This window comes from Pseudarthrobacter sp. C1 (genome assembly GCF_034720455.1).
In the GTDB taxonomy this organism is placed as follows: domain Bacteria; phylum Actinomycetota; class Actinomycetes; order Actinomycetales; family Micrococcaceae; genus Arthrobacter.
On the sequence record NZ_JAYESK010000003.1, the window covers coordinates 366,118 to 385,442 of the forward strand.

The 19,325-nt window shown below is 68.5% G+C and carries 20 protein-coding genes; 10 read left to right on the forward strand and 10 right to left on the reverse strand.

All coding sequences use genetic code 11. The features are described from left to right. Positions 1-14: 14 nt before the first annotated feature. On the reverse strand, positions 15-686 hold the full coding sequence (locus U7114_RS06830) for a response regulator (RefSeq protein ID WP_157241488.1): 672 nt from the start codon (positions 684-686) through the stop codon (positions 15-17). After that, a complete protein-coding gene (locus U7114_RS06835) occupies positions 671-3,214 on the reverse strand; it encodes a DUF4118 domain-containing protein (protein ID WP_323056905.1) in 2,544 nt (847 codons plus the stop codon). Before U7114_RS06835 ends, U7114_RS06830 begins: the two co-directional genes overlap by 16 nt. An 88-nt stretch (positions 3,215-3,302) precedes the next feature. Here U7114_RS06835 and U7114_RS06840 point away from each other — a divergent pair, with 88 nt between their 5' ends. The 5 genes from U7114_RS06840 to U7114_RS06860 all read left to right on the forward strand — a co-directional run bounded on the left by U7114_RS06840 (position 3,303) and on the right by U7114_RS06860 (position 8,248). After that, entirely contained in the window at positions 3,303-4,628 is a 1,326-nt protein-coding gene (locus U7114_RS06840; RefSeq protein ID WP_323056906.1) for a serine/threonine-protein kinase, read from the forward strand. Beyond that, positions 4,625-5,062 carry a hypothetical protein gene (locus U7114_RS06845; protein ID WP_323056907.1) on the forward strand — a complete coding sequence of 146 codons (438 nt, stop codon included), beginning with the start codon at positions 4,625-4,627 and terminating at the stop codon, positions 5,060-5,062. Before U7114_RS06840 ends, U7114_RS06845 begins: the two co-directional genes overlap by 4 nt. Positions 5,063-5,129: 67 nt before the next feature. Beyond that, complete coding sequence (locus U7114_RS06850; protein ID WP_323056908.1) at positions 5,130-5,456, forward strand: winged helix-turn-helix domain-containing protein; 327 nt, start codon at positions 5,130-5,132, stop codon at positions 5,454-5,456. After that, positions 5,453-6,196 carry a cation diffusion facilitator family transporter gene (locus U7114_RS06855; protein WP_323056909.1) on the forward strand — a complete coding sequence of 248 codons (744 nt, stop codon included), beginning with the start codon at positions 5,453-5,455 and terminating at the stop codon, positions 6,194-6,196. Before U7114_RS06850 ends, U7114_RS06855 begins: the two co-directional genes overlap by 4 nt. A gap of 105 nt (positions 6,197-6,301) precedes the next feature. Next, entirely contained in the window at positions 6,302-8,248 is a 1,947-nt protein-coding gene (locus U7114_RS06860; RefSeq protein WP_323056910.1) for a hypothetical protein, read from the forward strand. Here the strand turns inward: U7114_RS06860 and U7114_RS06865 are convergent. Beyond that, the gene (locus U7114_RS06865; RefSeq protein ID WP_104998767.1) at positions 8,170-8,514 is read right to left on the reverse strand and encodes a hypothetical protein; all 345 of its coding nucleotides are present in this window, start codon (positions 8,512-8,514) and stop codon (positions 8,170-8,172) included. The genes U7114_RS06860 and U7114_RS06865 overlap by 79 nt on opposite strands. A gap of 197 nt (positions 8,515-8,711) precedes the next feature. Between U7114_RS06865 and U7114_RS06870 the strand changes: the two genes are divergently transcribed. From U7114_RS06870 to U7114_RS06885, 4 genes are all read left to right on the forward strand, one after another. Continuing rightward, positions 8,712-9,146, forward strand: a complete 435-nt coding sequence (locus U7114_RS06870) for a hypothetical protein (protein ID WP_323056911.1) — start codon at positions 8,712-8,714, stop codon at positions 9,144-9,146. Positions 9,147-9,312: 166 nt separating this feature from the next. Next, positions 9,313-10,530, forward strand: a complete 1,218-nt coding sequence (locus tag U7114_RS06875; protein WP_323056912.1) for an MFS transporter — start codon at positions 9,313-9,315, stop codon at positions 10,528-10,530. 29 nt (positions 10,531-10,559) lie between these two features. Next, a complete protein-coding gene (locus U7114_RS06880; RefSeq protein WP_323056913.1) occupies positions 10,560-11,264 on the forward strand; it encodes an alpha/beta hydrolase in 705 nt (234 codons plus the stop codon). Beyond that, the gene (locus U7114_RS06885) at positions 11,261-12,205 is read left to right on the forward strand and encodes an LssY C-terminal domain-containing protein (protein WP_323056914.1); all 945 of its coding nucleotides are present in this window, start codon (positions 11,261-11,263) and stop codon (positions 12,203-12,205) included. Before U7114_RS06880 ends, U7114_RS06885 begins: the two co-directional genes overlap by 4 nt. 201 nt (positions 12,206-12,406) lie before the next feature. On the opposite strand, the gene U7114_RS06890 is transcribed toward U7114_RS06885, so the two are convergent. After that, positions 12,407-12,919 carry a PepSY domain-containing protein gene (locus U7114_RS06890; protein WP_323056915.1) on the reverse strand — a complete coding sequence of 171 codons (513 nt, stop codon included), beginning with the start codon at positions 12,917-12,919 and terminating at the stop codon, positions 12,407-12,409. 203 nt (positions 12,920-13,122) lie between these two features. Between U7114_RS06890 and U7114_RS06895 the strand changes: the two genes are divergently transcribed. Then, complete coding sequence (locus U7114_RS06895) at positions 13,123-14,613, forward strand: sensor histidine kinase (protein ID WP_323056916.1); 1,491 nt, start codon at positions 13,123-13,125, stop codon at positions 14,611-14,613. On the opposite strand, the gene U7114_RS06900 is transcribed toward U7114_RS06895, so the two are convergent. The 6 genes from U7114_RS06900 to U7114_RS06925 all read right to left on the reverse strand — a co-directional run bounded on the left by U7114_RS06900 (position 14,561) and on the right by U7114_RS06925 (position 19,287). After that, positions 14,561-15,271, reverse strand: coding sequence for a response regulator transcription factor (locus U7114_RS06900; protein WP_323056917.1), 711 nt, complete (start codon positions 15,269-15,271; stop codon positions 14,561-14,563). The genes U7114_RS06895 and U7114_RS06900 overlap by 53 nt on opposite strands. Before the next feature lie 306 nt (positions 15,272-15,577). Continuing rightward, on the reverse strand, positions 15,578-16,483 hold the full coding sequence (locus U7114_RS06905) for a phosphatase PAP2 family protein (protein WP_323056918.1): 906 nt from the start codon (positions 16,481-16,483) through the stop codon (positions 15,578-15,580). A gap of 96 nt (positions 16,484-16,579) precedes the next feature. Next, positions 16,580-17,764, reverse strand: coding sequence for an MFS transporter (locus U7114_RS06910; protein ID WP_321214181.1), 1,185 nt, complete (start codon positions 17,762-17,764; stop codon positions 16,580-16,582). Continuing rightward, positions 17,761-18,303, reverse strand: a complete 543-nt coding sequence (locus U7114_RS06915) for a Chromate resistance protein ChrB (RefSeq protein WP_323056919.1) — start codon at positions 18,301-18,303, stop codon at positions 17,761-17,763. The genes U7114_RS06910 and U7114_RS06915 overlap by 4 nt, the downstream gene beginning before the upstream one ends. 129 nt (positions 18,304-18,432) lie before the next feature. Next, complete coding sequence (locus U7114_RS06920; RefSeq protein ID WP_323056920.1) at positions 18,433-18,933, reverse strand: SRPBCC family protein; 501 nt, start codon at positions 18,931-18,933, stop codon at positions 18,433-18,435. A gap of 12 nt (positions 18,934-18,945) precedes the next feature. Then, positions 18,946-19,287 (reverse strand): metalloregulator ArsR/SmtB family transcription factor, encoded by a 342-nt coding sequence (locus U7114_RS06925; protein ID WP_323056921.1) that lies wholly within the window; start codon positions 19,285-19,287, stop codon positions 18,946-18,948. Positions 19,288-19,325 lie beyond the last annotated feature (38 nt).

The following is a 19,325-nucleotide window of genomic DNA, read 5'->3' on the forward strand; positions in this document are numbered from 1 at the left end:
CCGGGTCCGGAGGGTCACTCCTGGAAGCGGTACCCCAGGCCGGTTTCAGTGAGCAGGTGCCGGGGGTTGGCCGGGTCCAGTTCAAGCTTCCGCCGCAGCTGTGCCAGGTAGACCCGCAGGTAGGCGGTCTCGTCCGCGTAACCCGGGCCCCACACCCGGGTAAGGATGTCCTCGTGGGTGACCAGGGCGCCGCTGTTCCTGACCAGCAGTTCCAGGATGTTCCACTCGGTGGGCGTCAGCCGCACAGGCACTCCGCGGCGGGTCACCTGTTTGGCGGGCAGATTAACAGTGAACACATCCGTCTTCACAACCGGGGCGTCCCCCGGGGCCCCGCGGCGCAGGGCGGCGCGGAGCCGGGCAAGGAGTTCATCCATCCCGAACGGCTTGGTTACGTAGTCATCCGCGCCGGCGTCCAGGGCCAGGATCTTGTCCTCGGAGCCGTGCCGTGCCGAGAGGACCAGGATGGGCACTTTGTTCCAACGCCTGAGGCGGCGGATGACCTCGACGCCGTCCAGGTCGGGAAGCCCCAGGTCCAGGATGATGATGTCCACCGGGTGCTGCGCAGCCTGCTCCAGCGCGCTCTGGCCGGTGAACGCGGTCACGGTGGAATAGCCCCTGGCGTTCAGGTTGATCTGGAGCGCACGGAGGATCTGGACCTCGTCGTCAACAATCAGGACTGTTGCCATGATGCCCCCCTTATGCCGGGTTCCGGCGCGGCGCCGGTGGAGAGCGGCAGCCGGACCACCATGGTCAGGCCCCCGCCAGGAGTGGGTTCAGCCAGAAGGACCCCGCCCATGGCCTCGGTGAACCCCTTTGCGACAGCCAGGCCAAGGCCGATCCCCGTCCCCGGAGTGGTGTCATCCGCGCGCTGGAAGGGCCGGAACATGGCCAGGACCTCATCGGCGGGGATGCCCGAGCCGTGATCAACCACGGTGAGCTCACTGGCGGGAACATCCCCAATTCTCGCACTGCCCGCACCTCCCACCGCGCCGGCAATCACCACATCGGAATCCGGGGCGTACTTGAGTGCGTTCTCCACGAGGTTGGCGATGACGCGCTCCAGCATCCCCGGGTCCGCATCTACGGGGGGCATGTTGTCCGGCAGCAGCACCCGGAGGCGCTCCGAGTCCGTTCCCCGCAGCGCCTCGCCCACCACATCCACCCAGTAGACCGGGCGGATGAGCGGCGCCACCGAATCGGCCGTGATCCTGGACATGTCCAGGAGGTTGCTGACCAGCCGGTCCAGCCTGTCCGCGCCGTACTCGATGGTGGCCAGGAGTTCTTCCTGTTCCTCGGGCCCGAAGGTGATGCTCTTGTCCCGCAGGCTGCTGGAGGCCAGCTTGATGCCGGCCAGGGGGGTGCGCAGGTCATGGGACACCGCCCGCAGGATGGAGGTCCGCATGGTGTTGCCCTCGGCCAGGCGCAGGTTTTCACGCTGGCTGGCAGAGAGTTCCTCGCGCTGCACCATGGCCAGCAGGTGTGCGCCGAAGGCGGCCAGCAGCCGCCTTTCGTCCTGCGAGAGTTCCCTTCCCGTCAGGGTGAGCATCCTGTCCCCGTTCAGCTGCTCCACCGTGTCCGCCTCCGATACTTCAGCGGTGCGGGGTTCGCCGGAGAATTCCCGGAGCTCCCAGACCGCGGACCTGCCGGTCCCGCGCCTGGCCCACAGCCCGGCACCCTTCACCTGGAAATGTTCCCTGACCTGGTCCAGGAAGGCGGGGATGCTGTTGCCTTCGGCGACGGCCCGGCGGCTCAGTTCGCCCAGGACGGCGGCCTCCGCGCCGGCTATGTGTGCTTCCTTGCTGAGCTTGGCCGAGCGGTCCACCACCAGCGAGACGGCCACCGCCACCAGGACAAAGATGAGCAGCGCCAGGACGTTTTCCGGATCGAGGACTGACAGGGACCCGACCGGCCGGACACTGAAGTAGTTGACGATGAGCCCTGCGAGGACGGCCGCCGCCACGGCCGGCCAAAGCCCCCCGAGCAGGGCGACGCCCACAATGCCGGTCAGGTGGACCAGCATGTCCGTTGACAGCTGGTTGTGGGGGAGGAGGTCCAGGATGAACTGCAGGGCAGGGGGAAGCCCCACCGCCAGGGCAAACGCGGGGATCTCCCGGCGCCGGCCCAGCCGGGGAGGCGTCCGCCTCTGGCCGCCGGAGGGGCCGGGAAGGTGGTTGATGAGGTGGACATCCATGGCGCCCGCATCCCTCAGCACACCGGCTGCCACCCCGCTCCGGCCCCGGAAAGGGGACCGGCGCGAGGGGGCCCCCACCATGATCTGGGTGGCGTTGATGCTCCGGGCGAAGTCCACCAGGGCCTGCCCGACGTCCCGCCCGCCGATGGCGTGGAATACGCCGCCGAATTCCGCCGTGAGCCTGCGCAGCATCTCCAGGTCCTTGCCGGACTCCGCGGCTCCCTCCGTGCCGGTACGGACGTGGATTACGTGGAGCTCCCCGCCGGTGGCCGCGGCGAGCATCCTTGCGGCACGGCGGACCAGGACCTGGTCGCGGCTCTTCCCGCCCACCCCGACGGCGATCTTTTCCCGGGCCGGCCAGCTCTCCCGGACCCTCTTCAATTCCTTGTAGTCGGACAGGTCTGCGTCCACGCGCTCAGCCAGCCACAAGAGTGCGAGCTCCCGCAGGGCGGCGAGCGTGCCGATGCGGAAAACGCCGGCAAGCGCGGCGTCGGCCTCTTCCCGGGTGCCGTAGATCTTTCCGTCGGCAAGCCGCTGGCGCAGCAGCTCAGGCGAGGCGTCCACCAGTTCGATCTGGCCGGCGCCCCGCACCACGGTGTCCGGGACAGTGAGTGATTCCTGCTCTCCCGTGACCTCCCGGACCGCGTCGGAGAGGGATTCCAGGTTCCTGATGTCCAGGGTGGAGATGACGTTGATCCCGGCGTCGAGCAGGGCGTCCACCTGCTCCCACCGGTGCACACCGCCCGAGGCGGCGGCGTAGTCGTCCACCAGGACAATGTCCGGCGCCCGGTCCTTGAGGGCCTGGACGTCCAGCCCGCCTTCCAGGCCCTCGGTCGCCGGTTTCGGGCACAGCTCCAGGCCCTCCAGCATCTCCTCATTGTCGGCACGGCCTTTGGCAGCGACCGCACCGACGACGACGTCGAAGCCCTCCCCGGCCAGCCTGCGGCCTTCTTCCAGCAACGCAAACGTCTTGCCTGCCCCGGGCGCAGCCCCAAGAAAGATGCGCAGATTACCTCGTGCCATGGCTCTATTGTTCCCCCTGCGCGATCGTTCCCCCTGCGCACATGGTGGTTTGGCTAGAGTGATGGGTGGACTGAAGGCAGGGGGCCGCATGGTGGAAGAAACGCAGACGGGTATGGCCGGGACGATCCTGGGCGAACGCTACAGGGTTGGCCAGGTAATTGGCGACGGCGGCATGGGGAGCGTCTACCGGGGAACCGACGTGGTGCTGGGCAGGGAAGTGGCGCTTAAGGTCTTCCGTGCCGACGTCACCGATCCGGACGAACTGCGGAGGCAGCAGGCAGAAGCCCGGATGCTTGCCGGGCTGAACCACCCCGGCCTGGTCACGCTCTTCGACACCGGAACCCTGCTGAGCGGCGGGCGGGAGGTGCCGTTCCTGGTGATGGAACTGGTCAGCGGCGTGGACCTGCGCGGCCACCTGGCTTCGGGCCCGCTGCCCGGCGCTGAGGTGGCCCGGCTGGGCGCCGAGCTCGCGGGGGCGCTGCAGTACATCCACCACCGGGGCGTGGTCCATCGCGACATCAAACCCGCCAACATCCTCCTGACCCGTTACACGGCGGATTCCCCCCTGCGCCCCAAGCTGGCGGACTTCGGCATCGCACGGATGCTCGACGGCGCCCGGGTCACCGCCACCAACATGGTTCCGGGGACGGCGGCCTACTTGAGTCCGGAGCAGGCCAGCGGGGAGCAGGTTGGACCGCCGGCGGACATCTATGCGCTGGGGCTTGTGCTGCTGGAGGCGCTGACCGGGAAGGTGGCATTCCCCGGGCCGCCGCTTGAGGCCGCAGTGGCCAGGCTCTCGCGGGACCCGGATATTCCCGCTTCCCTGGGCCCGAGCTGGGTGCCGCTTCTCGCCGCCATGACTGCACGGGACCCCCGTGCACGGCCGGAGGCCTCGGCCGTGGCCGCAGAATTCGGCACGGCCGGAGACTGGGGCCGGCTGGCCGATGCAGGCGGCGGGGCAACGGCCGCCACCGCAGCCCTTCCGCAGCCCACCCGCGTCCTTGCTCCCCAACGGCCCGGAAATGCTCCCGGACCGTCCGGGAACTCCGGGCCCGCAGCGCCGGCAGGTACCCGGGGTCCCAGGATTCCCTCCCTTTCCGGCAGCGAAGCAACCAACGCGACGTCATGGCAGCGGGCTCCCCGGTCAGGAATCCCTGAAGCCGGGGCAGGAATCCCTGAAGCGCCGGCCCGCGGGCCATCAATCGCGCGGCGTCCGTGGAAGAAGCCCGGCACAATGGGAGGCCGCCGGCCCTGGGTCCTTGCCGCCGTCGCCGTTCTTGGGCTGGTCCTCGCGGCAGTCCTGCTGGCCGCCATCCAACGCCCCTCCCCGGCCCCCGTGGAAACACCCCAGCCGGTCATCACCGGACCGCTGGGCGAGCACTTCAAGGAACTGGAAGAGAGCGTCACGCCATGAGCCGGACAAAACACGCGGTCCGGATCCTGGCCGCCTGCCTGGGGCTTGTGCTGTTGACGTCCTGCGCCGGTGCGTCGGAGCTGGATGCAGGAACGGCGGAAGGCCTGCAGGCCCGGGTGGCCTCGGCTAAGCAGTTCGCCGCGCAGCAGGACTTTCCGGCGGCGCTCGCCGAGCTTCAACAGCTGGGCCAGGACGTGGCAACCGCAGCGGAAAAGGGCCTGATGTCGGCCGCACGGAAGGCGCGCGCGGAGGCCGCGATCAGCAAGATCAGGGCTGAACTCGAGGCGGCGCAGCAGGCGGCGGAGCCGCAGCCCGCACCTTCCGCGGAACCAACGGCCGCTGAGGACCAGGAGGACGCCCAAAAGGAGGCTGAAAAGCAGCTTGAGGATGCCAAGAAGGACGCCGAGAAGGGCAAGGGCAAAGGTAACGGGTAAAGGCGGAGTAACCTCCGGCCGTTAGTACACGCTTGCCTGAATACATCTGTGGATGTACTTTGAGTCCATGGAATTGCTCACCCAGGCCCCCGTGCTGTCCAGGTTCGGTTATGCGGTGTCGGATGCCACCCGTGCGCGGATTCTCCTGGCCCTCTCGGAAGCGCCTGCTTATCCCTCGGATTTGGCGCACGCCCTGGGGGTCTCGCGGCAGAGCATGTCCAACCACCTGGCCTGCCTGCGCGGCTGTGGACTGGTGGTTGCTGTCCAGGACGGGCGGCGGAGCCGCTACGAACTCGCGGACGCCCGGCTTGGCCACGCCATCAAGGACCTGATCGGCGTTGTCCTTGCCGTGGATCCGGCCTGCTGCGCCCCGGACGGGGAGTGCGTGGCATGACGCTGATCCACACACCAACCCCGGAACGCCGTGCGGTGTTGAGCCGGAGGATCCGGCTGTTCGCGGCCGCCACCATCAGCTATAACGTCATCGAGGCCGTGGTGGCACTCTGGGCCGGCGGGACCGCGGACTCCTCGGCGCTGGTGGGCTTCGGCCTGGACTCGGTCATAGAGGTGGCATCCGCCCTGGCGCTGTCCTGGCAGTTCACCGCCAAGGATCCGGAGCGGCGCGAGCACCTGACCCTGCGGATCATTGCCATTTCCTTCTTTGCCTTGGCCGCGTTCGTGAGCGTGGACGCGGTCCGGTCACTCACGGGCGGGGGAGAAGCCCGGCACTCGGCGCCCGGAATCGCAATCGCAGCCTTGAGCCTGGCGGTCATGCCTGTCCTGTCCTGGGCGCAGCGCCGCGCCGGGCGGGAACTGGGCTCCAGGACCGCCGTGGCCGATTCCAAGCAGACGCTGCTCTGCACTTACCTTTCGGCCGTGCTGCTGGTTGGCCTGGTCCTGAACAGTGCATTGGGCTGGTGGTGGGCCGATGCCGGCGCCGCCCTGGTCATCGCCGGCATCGCCGTCCGTGAAGGCATCGACGCCTGGCGGGGTGAGGCCTGCTGCCCTGTCCTGCACGCCAATGACGGCAACGGCCCTGGTGAAGAAGACGCTGCCTGCTGCACCGGCTGCCAGGCAGACGCCCAGCCGGCGCCGGAAACCCCGGCATCCGGGCCGCCGCCGTCCGATCGCTGAGCGCCCGCCTCCACCCCGGGGAACGTCCGGACCGCAGTGCGGAACCAGGATCCGGGTTCCGCACTTTCCCTTCCCCGCCAGTTGGCGCGGGTGGATCATTTAGCCATGGACAAGCGCGCAAGCCGTGGCGGCCATGGCGCCGCCGAGGGCGCGGAGACCGCGAACGGGCCCGGGCGCCCCGGGCAACCGGCCCGGCCGGACCACGTGGTGGTGTTCGTCCACGGCATGGGGCGGGCCCTCAAGGGCGGCACCCTTCAGGAGTGGGCCCAGCCGCTGATGCTGAGCCTGCACGATCTCTCCCTGGACATGGTGCCGCACACCGCGCATCCGCACCTGGTGATCACCAAGGCCAACGCGGTGGGCGACGCGCCGGAGGTGCTGGTCAAGGTCCTCCGCGGCGTGGACGGCCACGAACCGGACTACCTGACTGTGCTCATGACCGAGGCGTCCTGGGGCAGGGACTTCGAGCCGGCGTCGGCCGCTTCAACCTACTCGTGGGCGCTGCGCACGGCCCTGCGCGTGTACATGCGGTCCGTGCAGCTGATCAAGTGGAACCTCCATCCCGGCCAGCGGAAGGACATCGGGTGGCTCGGCGCCTGGCTGCGGCAGCTGGTCCTCACGTCGCTGGCCGCGTTCGCCGGGTTCTTCATCCTGCTTGCGGTGCTGGTGGTGCTGCTGCTGATCATCATCCTGGCGTGGATTCCGGGGCCGGGCCGGTGGGTGGGGAGGCTCGTGTCCCTGTTCGCGGACTTCCTGGGCGATCCCCAGGTGTGGAAGCGCAAGCCACTGCAGGCCGCGGCCATGCGGCAGCGGGTGGTGGACACGCTCCAGCGCTGGGACCACAGCCCGGGCACGGAGGTGACCGTGGTGGCGCACAGCCAGGGCGCGGCGATCACCGGGCAGGTCCTGTTCCAGAACCAGGCCCGCGCCACCAACTTTGTCAGCGTGGGCAGCGGGCTGGACCTGCTGGGCTACGCGCAGTGGGGCGGCGGGACGGGGGAGGACCCGGTGACGGACTGGCTGGCCAACCCCCGTCGCCCCCGGTGGATCAACGTGTGGGGGAAGTTCGACTTTGTGCCCGCCGGGCCCATCTCCACGCACGCCAACGGCCCGCTGCCGGTCTTCGGCAAGATCTACGCCCGGGACACCGGGGGCGACGGCGGTCCGGGCCCCGAGGAACATCCCGTGTACAACAGGTCCGCCCTGATCTACGACCACATTGTCTACTCCAAGAACCGCGTTGAGGTGCTGGATCCGCTGGCGAGGCTGGTCCTGGACCCGCCGCCACCGGACACTGCCGGGCTGGCGTTCAGGATGCTCGACGGCGACCGGCGGCTCCGCCCGCACCGCGTCATGGTGAAGAGCCTGGGCGTGACGCGGCTTCTCGCCGTCATCACCTCAGCTTTGAGCGCTCCTGCTGCGCTGGCGTGGCTCGGTTCCCTGGACTGGACGCGGAACCTGGTCCAGTGCGGCCCGCCCGGCGCCGCCGGGGATCCCTGGTGGTCCGCCTGGCTGTGCTCCGGCCCGACCTACCACTGGGCGCACTGGCAGGACCTGGGCGTGCTAGCTGTGACAACCGCCGTGTTCGCCGGCGTGCTGGTGGGACTCCTGAACGGGCCGGTGTGGGGAGTGCTGCACGACCGGCTGCAGCGGCTGCGCAAGCCGTCCTTCCGGCAGTCCAGCGATCCCACCCGGAACCTGCCGGCCAACCCCTGGTGGTACGTCACGTGGTATCTGCTGATCGTGACGGCGGTGGCCGTGGCCGTGCCGTTCATGCTGGCGTGGCCGGACCTGCCCTGGGTGGCCGTGGTGGTGCTGGTGCTTGCGCTCTGGGCGCTTTGCTTCACGCGCACGAGCATAACGGGCCTGCCGGCGCGGACCGGTGAACCCGTGCAGGCGCAAGCGGCCGCCACACCGCAGCGGGCGGCACCCCAGCCGCCGCCCGGCGTCGTCCGCGGCGAAAGGCAACAGGCTCAGCCCACCGGTTCGGCAAGCCTTCCGGCTAACACCGTGACCGGTGCGGCGGACCAGCGCTCGCGCTCGGGCTCATAGGAAATGACGACGGCGGCGTCGCTGTCCCGTGCCTCGTCCATGGCGAGCAGCAGGGCGTCCTCTACGTGCCGGGCGTACTCCAGCCGCTCCGCCAGCGTGCCCTGCAGGTCGGCGTCGTCAATCAGCACGTGGCCCTTGCCGTCCACGATGACTTTCAGTGAATACCCCTGGTCCTCGTGCAAGGACCCCCTGGTGGATGAAATTTCGGTGACTCTGTCTGCCCGGACCAGCCCGTTGCCGAGCGTGCGGATCCACACTTCACCCATCGAATGACCTCCCCGTTGGCATGGGCGCGGAACAGCGCCCCATAAAGCGAACGCTACTCCTCCGCGGGGCATTTGTGACCCCCGAATTGCTACATTTACGGGCCTTTTGGCACTTCCGGCCGGGGTTTCCCGTGGGAACGATGTTGGCAGGCGGCGCGCCCAATCATTCCGGCCGTCCACTCGCTTTGGGAGTCTGTATGGCGGACAAGACCGTGACCACCCGCGGCGGCAACATTGGCTCTGTGCTGGTTAACGCCGTGCTGCTGTGGGGGATCAACAAATGGCCGGGCTGGAAGGCGGTGCCCTTCCTGACGGCGGACATGGAACGTGTGCTCGGAATGATCAACGCGTCCCTGACCGCGGGCATCATCGCCAACCTCATCTTCGTGGTGATCCGCAACCGGGGCGTCATGGCCCTGGGGAACCTGGCGGTCCTGGGCATCGGACTTGCGGCCACCCTCCGGATGCTGGAGGTCTTTCCCTTCGACTTTGGGGACAGCTGGTCCGGCTGGCCCGTGGTGGTGCGGGTCCTGCTGGTGCTGGGCATCGTTGGCTCCATCATCGGCATGGTGGTGGAAATCGTGGCCATGTTCAGGGCGCTGGCAGGCTTCGGAGAGCGGGCCCGCCAGTAGTCTCCCGGCGCTGGGGATAGCCGGGCTGGCGTTGTACCGCGCTGCGCACCGAGGCCCGGGTTCGGTGCGCACGGACAGTCCCTGCGCACTGAGCCCTGCCCTCGGTGCGCAGGCCGGCGGCGTGCCGGGGAAAGGGCGTGCCGGGCGCGGTCATAGGATAAATCTGATGACTTCCCCGGACGACCCCCAGCCCTTCAGCCTGCGCGGCATGGCGGTGGCTGCTTTCGGGCCCACGCTGCTCTACGGGATCGGCACGGGAGCCATCCTGCCCGTGGTGGCCCTCTCCGCCCGCGATCTCGGCGCTTCGGTGGCCGTCGCGGCCCTGGTCGTCACGCTGATCGGCGTGGGGTCCTGGTTCTTCAACCTGCCCGCCTCCCTGGTGACCCTCAAATTCGGTGAGCGCTGGTCCATCGTGGCTGCCGCCGTCGCCGCCGGGCTCGCGCTCGCGGCGGCCGGGCTGACGTCCGTGGTCCCCAACGGGCTGTGGCTGCTCGCAGTGGCGATGGCCGTCGTCGGGATGTCCGGGGCCGTGTTCGGCCTGGCCCGGCAGAAGTACCTCACCGAGGCCGTGCCCGTCGAATTCCGGGCCCGGGCGCTCTCCACGCTGGGCGGGGTGAACCGCATCGGCGTGTTCATCGGCCCGTTCCTGGGCGCGGCGGTGATGCAGTTCGCCGGGATCAGCGGTGCCTACTGGGTGGGCGTGGTGGCCATGGCGGGAGCCGCGCTGCTGTCCCTCACCATCCCGGACCTGGCCGTTGCGCCAGGGCCCGACGACGGCCACAAGGGTCCGGAGCCCACCCTCCGGAGCGTTGCGGCGTCCCACGCAGGCGTGTTCCTTTCGCTGGGGGTGGGGATCCTGCTGCTCAGCGCCCTCCGCTCCTCCCGGCAGGTGGTCATCCCGCTGTGGGCGGACAACCTGGGCCTGGATGCCACCTCAGCTTCACTGATCTACGGGCTCTCCGGCGCGATCGACATGCTGGTGTTCTATCCCGCCGGCAAGCTCATGGACCGGAAGGGCCGGCAGTTCGTCGCCGTCCCGTCCACGCTGCTGATGGGCGCGGCCCTGCTGGTGATTCCGCTGACCGGCTCCTTTGCGGGGCTGCTGCTGGCGGCGCTGCTGATCGGGTTCGGCAACGGCATCAGTTCGGGCCTGGTGATGACGCTGGGCGCCGACTTCTCGCCGGACCGGGGCCGCGGGCAGTTCCTTGGGCTGTGGCGGTTCATGGCCGACGCCGGTTCCACCGCCGGGCCCGTGCTGCTCTCCGGGGTGACTGCCCTTGCCACCCTTGGCGCGGGGATCTCAGCCACCGGCATACTGGGGTTCGCGGCGGCGGCCGTGTTCGCCGTCGTGATTCCGCGCCTGAAGCACCGCCGCAACTACTGACCGGCGGGAGCGCGGGATATCCTCGACAGATGAGTGAACCGGGCACGCCCATGAGGATCAGTGCGCTGCAAAAAGGTGTCTGGTGGCTGCAGGACTACCTTTATGCCGCGGGATGGCAGGTCCGCGGCATGTTGTCGCGCGTCCAGCCCGGGTCCTTCCACCAGGGCCACCGGCGGCCGGTGCTGATCATCCCAGGTGTATACGAAAACTGGCAGTTCATGATGCCGCTCATCCAGTCCATCCACGACGCCGGCCATCCCGTCCACGTGGTCACGGTGCTGCAGCGGAACCAGCTGGACGTCCCCGCGGCGGCCCGGATGGTGGCGCAGCACCTGGAGGAAGCGGGGCTGCGGGACGCCGCGATCGTGGCGCACAGCAAGGGCGGCCTGATCGGAAAGTACGCCATGCTGATGCTGGACCCTGAGCAGCGGATCGACAGGATGGTCACGGTATGCACGCCGTTCTCCGGTTCGCGCTATGCCAGGTACATGCTGCTGCCGAGCCTGCGCATCTTTTCGCCCCGGCACCCCCTGACCCTCGAACTGGCCCGCGAAGAGGCGATCAACAGCCGGATCACGTCCATCTACGGCCCGTTCGATCCGCACATTCCGGAGGGCAGCGTCCTTCCCGGCGCCACCAACATCGAGCTGCCCACCGCAGGGCACTTCCGGATTTTGGGTGATCCCCAGACGGCGCGGATCATCGTTGAGCAGCTGAACCTCGACGAGCCGTGACCCCCGGGCTGGAAAATCCGGATGTCGGGGATCCGCATGCGGGGTCCTCCGACACGGGGTCCGCGCGGGCGGTTCCGGCCGAGCCTGACCACTCCCGTTCCAGCAGCGCCGTGGAGCGCCGGCAGAGCAGGTGGGCCACAGTCCTGGCGGTGCTGCAGCGGCTGCTGTACCTGGCGGTCACCGTCGCCGTCGGCTGGGCGGTGTACTTTTTCCTGCTCGCCAGGCTTTCCCGCGGCCCTGAGCAGGCGTGGGTGTTCCTGCCCGTCTGGCTGATCCTGGCCTATGCGCTGCTGCCGCGCGTCCACAAGATCCTGAGCAGCCTGTACATCCCTGACTACTTCATCGGCCGGGCAAGGACGGGCGACGGCGTGCTGGGCGATCCCGTCAATCTCGCCGTAGTGGGGACGGGGGAAGAGCTGCGGCGGGCCATGCTTTCCGCCGGCTGGGTGGAGGCGGATCCCATCACCCCGGCGACCGCCTGGCACACCCTGGTGTCCACCGTCCTGGGCCGCAGCTATCCCGCCGCCCCGGTAAGTTCCCTGTACGTCTTCGGCAACAGGCAGGACCTGGCGTTCCAGCGCGAGATCGACGGGAACCCGCGCAAACGGCACCATGTCCGGTTCTGGAGGTGCCCGCCCGGTTGGATGCTGCCGGGAGGCCTGTCCGTGGACTGGGTGGGGGCCGGCACGTACGACAGGAGCGTGGGACTGTCCCTGTTCACGTTCCAGATCACGCACAAAATTGCCGACCGTACGGACGAGGAACGCGACTTCATCATCGCCACGCTGCAGGCAGCCGAGGCCGTGCAGTCCGTGCACGTCATCCTCAACTACTCCAGCGGCTACCACCACCGCAACGGCGGCGGCGATGCCATCCGCACCGACGGGCATCTGCCGATCATTGACCTGTACGAGCCGGGCCGGCCGGGTGTTTCCGCCTGACTGCCGGTGCGGGGCGCCCGAACCTCGCATACGCTCCGAGTCCAATCGAAACCAGGAACAGGGCAGTACCTGTGGCCTCGGGCCCGGCCAGCAATCCCGCGGCCAGGAAACCGCTGTCCATTGCCAGGGCGAGGAAGTGAATTTTTGGCGGTATCCTCATCTTGCGCCTCCCCGCCCTGCATGCTTTGCCTGGCCCGCGGATCAGTCGCGTTCAGGCGCGCCCGTGCGCAGGACCTGAAAATCTGCTCCCAGTTCAACGTCAACTTCGGAACCGTCGTCAAGAATGATTTCCGCCTCGTAGGCGGCGCCGCCTTCATTCTCTGTTTCGACGTCCCCGATCCGGCCCTTGCCCACGTTCGCCAGTGCGGCTTGTCCTGCCCTGTCGCGGTCTGCAGCGCTCAGCGGCTGCCCTGAATCGTCGTCCCGGCCCTCCGAGACCACCCGGAACGAGCTGTCGAGTTCCACTTCCACCCGGTTGCCGTTGTTCAACTGAACGTTCACTTCATAGGAAGTATTGGGGTCGTTGTCAGTCTCGGCGCTGATAACGGTGCCGGGACCCGTGCGGGCAATGGCCGCATCGCCGGCCTGCTGCAGGGCGCTTCCGGTCAACGGCTGGTCGTCGCCCGGGGCGGTGCCGGCAGTGGCAACGGACGCTCCGGTGATGGCGGCTGCCGCGGCAGCAACGCCTGTGATCAAAAGAATTTTCCGGCCCATGACGGTCTCCTGTTGTGTGGCCCCCAGCAGATCCTGATCGATAAAACCAGTGTGCTGCCAAGGCTTCTGCGCCCACAAATTCCGCCGGGCAAATCTCAGCCAGGGCTCAGTTTGCCTCAGCACGGGCACAGCCTGGACAGGGGAATCAAAAACAGTTGCCGGGAGGGTTTGTCACAGGCGGCAGCGGGACGCATCCTTGGTTCATGGATGCCGAAAAGCGGCGCCCCCGCTTCGGGAAAACGCGCACCCGGCGCTGGGGGGTGCGCAAGCGGGCAACGGCCACGGCGGTCGCCTTTGTGGCGGCCGCGCTGCTCGTGGGCGGACTGATTCTCCTGCTGCTGCTGCAGAGGGCCCTGGTGGCGTCCACCGAAAGGCTCACCCGGCTCCAGGCCGAGGATGTGGTGGCCCACATCGCGGAGCAGGACCTCGAGGAAGCGGCCAACTATGTCAGGTCCGCGGCGCGCCCGGGCCAGTACATCCAGATCCTGGACCCCAGCGGAGCTGTCCTGGCGGCGTCGGTCCCCGCCGCGGCTACCAGGCCCATTACGGCGCTGCGGCCGGAAGCCAAACAAACGCTGTTCGAGAATGTCTCCGTGCAGCAGAGCCTGTTCGATGATGACCTGCTCGTTGCGGCCACGGGCGTTGGCGAGGACGGGAAGGTGTACACCGTAGCCGTTGCCGCCACGGTAACAGTGCAGGCGGAGACCGTGGCCACCGTGGCATGGTTCATCCTTGGCGCCGCGCCACTCCTCCTGGCAGGTGTGGGCTTCGGGGTCTGGATCCTCGTGGGACGGTCGCTGCGGCAGGTTGAGCAGATCCGCGACCAGGTTGCGGGCATTAACGCCCGGAGCCTGGACGGCCGGGTGGGGGTGCCCCGGACGTCCGACGAGATCCAGGCCTTGGCGCAGACGATGAACATGATGCTGGACCGGCTGGAGGCCTCGGACCGGGAACAGCGGCGCTTCGTCTCCGATGCGAGCCACGAACTGCGCAGCCCGCTGGCAACCCTCAGCGCCGCGGTGGAGATCGCAGCTGCCGATCCGTCCGGGGCCATGTGGGAGGAGACCAAGGAGGTTGTGGCCGGGGAAACGGCCCGGATGCGCTACCTGGTCCAGGACCTGCTGACCCTGGCCAAGGCCGATGACCAGGGCCTGCGCCTGGAGGCGGCGGACGTGGACCTGGACGACGTCCTCAACGACGAAGTCCGCCGCCTGCGCTGCACCAGCAGGCACCAGATCGAGGCCAGGCTTGAACCGGCCCGGATCACCGGTGATGTCCGGAGCCTCGGCCGGGCCATCAGGAATGTCCTGGACAACGCGGAGCGGTACGCGCGGGCCCGGATCAGCATCCAGGTGCGCAACTCGCCGGACGGCGTCCTGCTCACCATCGACGACGACGGCCCGCCCGTGCCCGTTGCCGAACGAGAGCGGATCTTTGAACGCTTTGTCCGGCTTGACGAAAGCCGGTCGCGCGAAAGCGGCGGCAGCGGCCTGGGTTTGGCCATCACGTCCGCGATCGTCAGCGCCCACGGCGGCCGGATCCTGTGCACGGAAGCTCCCGACGGCGGCTGCCGGTTCGAGCTGGCATTTCCCGCCCAGGCCACCAGGGTTGAGTCCGCCGAGAAGGCCTTGGTCCAGCCGCTCACTCCGCTGAAAGGGCCGGGGAAACCGCTGCGGCAGGGCGGTCGGGGGTGAGCATGTACCCCATTCCCCGGATGGTGGTCAGGGTGTGCAGCCCGAAAGGCGTATCGATTTTCCGCCTCAGGTAGCCCATGTACACCTCGACGACGTTGCCCCCTCCCTCGAAGTCGGAACCCCAGACGTTCTCCAGGATTTCGGACTTGGACACCACCTGGCCGTGCCGGCGCATCAGGTAGTACAGCAGCGCGTACTCCTTGGCGGTGAGCCCGATGGGGGTGTCTCCGCGGCGGACACTGCGGCTCACGGAATCCAGGTTCAGGCTTCCGAGGGCGAGGACCACAGGCCGCTCGGGGGCGCCGCGGCGCGCCAGGGCCCGGATGCGGGCCACCAGCACCAGGAAGCTGAAGGGCTTTGTCAGGTAGTCGTCCGCGCCAAGATCGAAGGCGTCGGTCTGGTCGTACTCACCGTCTTTTGCCGTCAGCATCAGGACCGGCGTCCAGATCCGGTGTTCCCGGATTCCCCTGAGTACGTCGTAGCCGTTCTTCAGGGGCAGCATCAGGTCCAGCAGGATCACGTCATAGGGGTTCTCCACTGCAGCCCGCAGGCCGCTGACGCCGTCGTGTGCCAGGTCCACGACGAACCCTTCATTGCGCAGCCCGCGCCGAACCGTTTCGGCCAGCACCACTTCGTCGTCGACGATCAGGACCCTCATGACCGCGCCTCCCGGTTCATACCGACAGTATCCCTGACCCCGTTGGGCTGCACCACACTCGGCACGGGGTAGGCGGCCGGAAGTCCCGGCGCCGCCTTGGGGGGCATACGGCGCCGGGACGCGGGAGACCTGGCGGCGCCCACTTCAAAACGACGCCAGGAGACCGATGGGCGGGGTCAAAGAGCACCAATGTGGTCGAAATCCCCGGCCAAGCACCAGCAAGTATTCACGGGCTGTATCAAATTAGGCGGCGGAAATTCCTCAAGAAACCGTCAACATTCACCTAGCGGGGGTCAGAGGCGACCGTCAGCGCCCTGGCGGGTCCCGCCGTCGTGCGGCATACGCGAACAGTGAGGTGGTGGCGACGGTGGCCAGGTACCCGGCGATCACGATCAGCGCGATCCCGGCCCAGAAATAGTTCGTGGTGCTGGCCTCCTGCCAGGGGCCGGGCGCGATGCGGGCCAGCGAGTACACCGCCACCGCCGCGGACACCAGCCCGATCGCAACCGGCAGCGTCAGCCAGAGCCGTGCCGAGCCGATGTGCCTGCCGAACCCGTCCCACTCATTCCAGGACCCGCGCCGCATGATGAGCCACCCCGCCGGAATCATGAACGCGCCCACCAGCAGGAACGCGGCCACCACGTCAGCAGGCCGGTGCCACTGGTTGATCAGCGTGGAGACCCCTGAGGCGATGGCGAAGGTGCCGCCCACGAAACCGGCCATCGGACGCCACCGGGGGGAGGCCATGAGGAAGACCGCGGCCGCAGCCGACGCCGCCAGCGTGGTGTGCCCGGACGGCAGCGAGTTCAGCTCCAGCGTCACCACACCCTTGTCCGGACGGGCCGGGAGCAGGTCCTTCAGCACCTGGGTGGCGATGTTCGCCCCGACGCACGCGGCCACGGCGATCCCGGCCTCCGTCCAGTGCTTCCGGATCACCGTGACAAACAAAACCACGACGGCGGCCATCACCAGTGAGATGGTGGGCAGCAGGTCCAGGAACCGTGTGCTCGCCTTGCCCGCCGGGCCGTGGATGCCCACGGCCTCCACCAGCGCCGACTCATCGATGAACTGGCCGGTGGTGGTCTGCACGAAGTAGTAGTAGGTGGCGATCAGTCCGGCAACGCAGGCCAGGGTGGCAAGCACGAACAGGAAGCCCGACCCCGGCGCGGGTCGGGCCGGTGTCCTGCTGGGTGCCTGCCGTTGGAAAGTCATCGGTTTAAGGGTGTCACAGAAAGCTGGGAGCCGGCGTCACCCAACTAGGTAGCGCCAAGTGTCGTTTTCAGGGTTCATAACGACACTTGGCGCTACCTAGTTGGGCGGGGGCGGGCCGGCCGGGGCGAGGCGGGGGAGGCTGGCCGCTGCTATCAACAGCGCGAGGGCGCCGAGTCCGAAGGGCAGGGCGGTCAGCGTGGCCACGCCCCCTACCAGCAGCGGCCCGCCGGCGTCGCCGAGTTCGCGCCCGAGTTCGGCGGAGCCCATGGTGCGGCCCATGCGCTCGGGCGGGGTGGTGTCCGCCAGGTGCGCGAAACCCAGCGGCGTGGCCGCCCCAACGCCGACCCCGATTGCCGCAGCGGCAAGGAAGATGGTGACCGGGCCCGGGGCGGCCGCGAGCACGCCGACGCCCGCCGCGATGAGGAGGAGTCCCGCCGTCGTGCCCTTGTTGTCGGTGATGCGGTTCCGGTCCCGCAGCCGGCCGATCCGCGGCTGGGTCAGGACGGAGCCGAGCGCCAGGAGGCTGACCGCGGCGGTGCCGGCGACGGCGTCCAGGCCGTGCCTCGTGGCCAGCGCCGGGAGGAATCCGACGGCGGCTCCGAGCGCCGCCGTCGATGCCGCCAGGACCAGCGTGGGAACGAGGAAGCGCCGTTCGCCCACCTGCCGTGCGAGGTCCAGCACGGTGTACCGCTGGCGGGGCAGGGGTTCAAGGTGCGGCACGGCCAGCAGGACCCAGACTGCCGTGGCTGCCGCGAGCACGGACAGGGTGCCGAAAAGCAGGGCGAAGCCGCCGGCCCAGATCAGGCCCGCGCCCAGCAGCGGCCCGATGATGTAGCCCAGGCTTTTCCACGACCCGTACCTGCCGAAGTACGTGCCCGCTTTCCCGCCCCGTGCCAGCCGGGCCACCATGGCGGACGACGCCGGCGAGAACGCGGATGCCGCCGCGCCCTGGCCGAGCCGCGCCAGGGCCAGCATCAGCGGGTCCGCCGCCCAAAGCCCGATCAGGGACAGTGCGGCAAAGGCGAGCAGCCCGCCGACGATGACGGGCTTGGCGCCGATCCTGTCGCTCAGGGCGCCGAAGACCGGCTTGAGGAAGACCTCGGAAACGTCGTACAGGGCGAGGAGGATGCCCAGGTTAAGCAGCGTCAGGCCGATGTTCCCGCTGTGCGCGCCCAGGCCCGCCGCGATGCTGTGGGCGCCGAATGCCGTCACGAACCCGGCGGCGTAGAGGGGCGCGGAGACGCTGGCGGCCTTGGCTGCAGCGGTGCGGGCGGCGGTCACGAGTGCACCTCGCCGTATACGAGGGCGGCAAAACCGTCCAGGGCTGCGGCGCAGTCACCGAGCTTCCACTCGGCACCCGCCGAAGCCGGGCTGCCGAAGACGTCCTTGGTCCGGAGGGCGCGGAACCAGCGGCGCAGCCGGTCCAGGCTCTGCTCCTCCTCCTCAAGCTCGGCCAGCGTGAACTTCCGCTTGGCGATTTCCTTCGCGATTTCGTCGGTGAACTTGCCGCAGTCGGCAACGAATTCCGCCCACTCCTCCGCGCGTGCAGCGGTGAAGAGTCCACGCAGCCTGGCTGCGTCGTCGTCGGCCGGCGCGGTGGTGAGCAGGAGCACTTCGCCGTTTCCGGCGGCGGCCAGCTCCTTGGCCTTCTTCGCGCCTTCGCGGCAGGCGGGCACATCGGGCGCCGTCCAGGCGCCCTGCCCGACGGGGACCGCGCCGAAGCGCCGGAGTTCACGCCAGACCGCCACCCGGTGCCGCGAAGGCTCCGAGGGTACCTGCACGAGCATCACCAGCCAGGGCGCTTGTTCAAGGGAAGTCACACCATGAAGTGTAACAACTGTTACATGATCAGGAGTGCGGGTAGCCTCCCTCCCAAGTAGGTAGCGCTAAGTGTCGTTTTGACGCTCCAGAACGACACTTAGCGCTACCTAGTTGGGAAGGGTCGGGGGTCAGCCGAGCGCAGCCGCCAGCTCCTCGATAATCTCGAACTGTTCCCGCACGCCGCCCTCCATGCCGGACTGCGCGATCATGTCCCGGACTTCCTTGCTGCCCGCGTTGGTGCGGATGCGCACCACGGTCGCGCCGCCGTCGGCCTCCTCGAAGGTGACCGTGGTGACCACGGCACCCTCCTCGCGGTCCGGCCGCGTTCCCGGCGTCTCCATCACCTCGGTGTGGACGATCCGCTCGTTCGGGATGATCTCCCGGTACGTCCCGTGGAAGGCCACCTCGAATTCGCCGTGCGCCACCATGACGTACCGCCAGGCCCCGCCCACACGGAAGTCCATGTCCGCCACGGTCATCCCGCCGCGCCGGCCGGGCCACCACCTCCTGACCAGTTCCGGTGTGGTCCAGGCCTTGTAGACGAGATGCCGGGGTGCGTTGACCGTGCGCGTGATGAGGATTTCCTCGTCGGTGGGGAAGCTGATGTCCAAGGTGTTTGTTGGTGCCATTGCCCTGCTCCCTTACTCTTGCGTGTCTTCCTGTCGAAGATCCTCGAGAACGTCATCGAGCAGCTCGAAGCGCTCGTTCCAAAGATGCTGGTAGCCCGAAACCCAGTCATGGATAGGCTTCAGCGCCTGCGGGTTCAGCCGGTACACCCGCTGCCGCCCTTCGTCGCGGACCACAACGGCCCCCACCTCGCGAAGGACCCGCAGATGCCGGGACACGTGCGGCTGGGCCAGGCCGAGCAGGTCAACGATCTCGCTGACCGGCCGTTCGCCGGCGGCCAGGGCGTCCAGGATTTCGCGCCGGCGGGGTTCCGCCACCGCGTTGAACGCGTCCGCTGTTGTTGCCGCCCGTGCCATGCCGCGATTATATATCCATATGGATATGGATTGGAAGG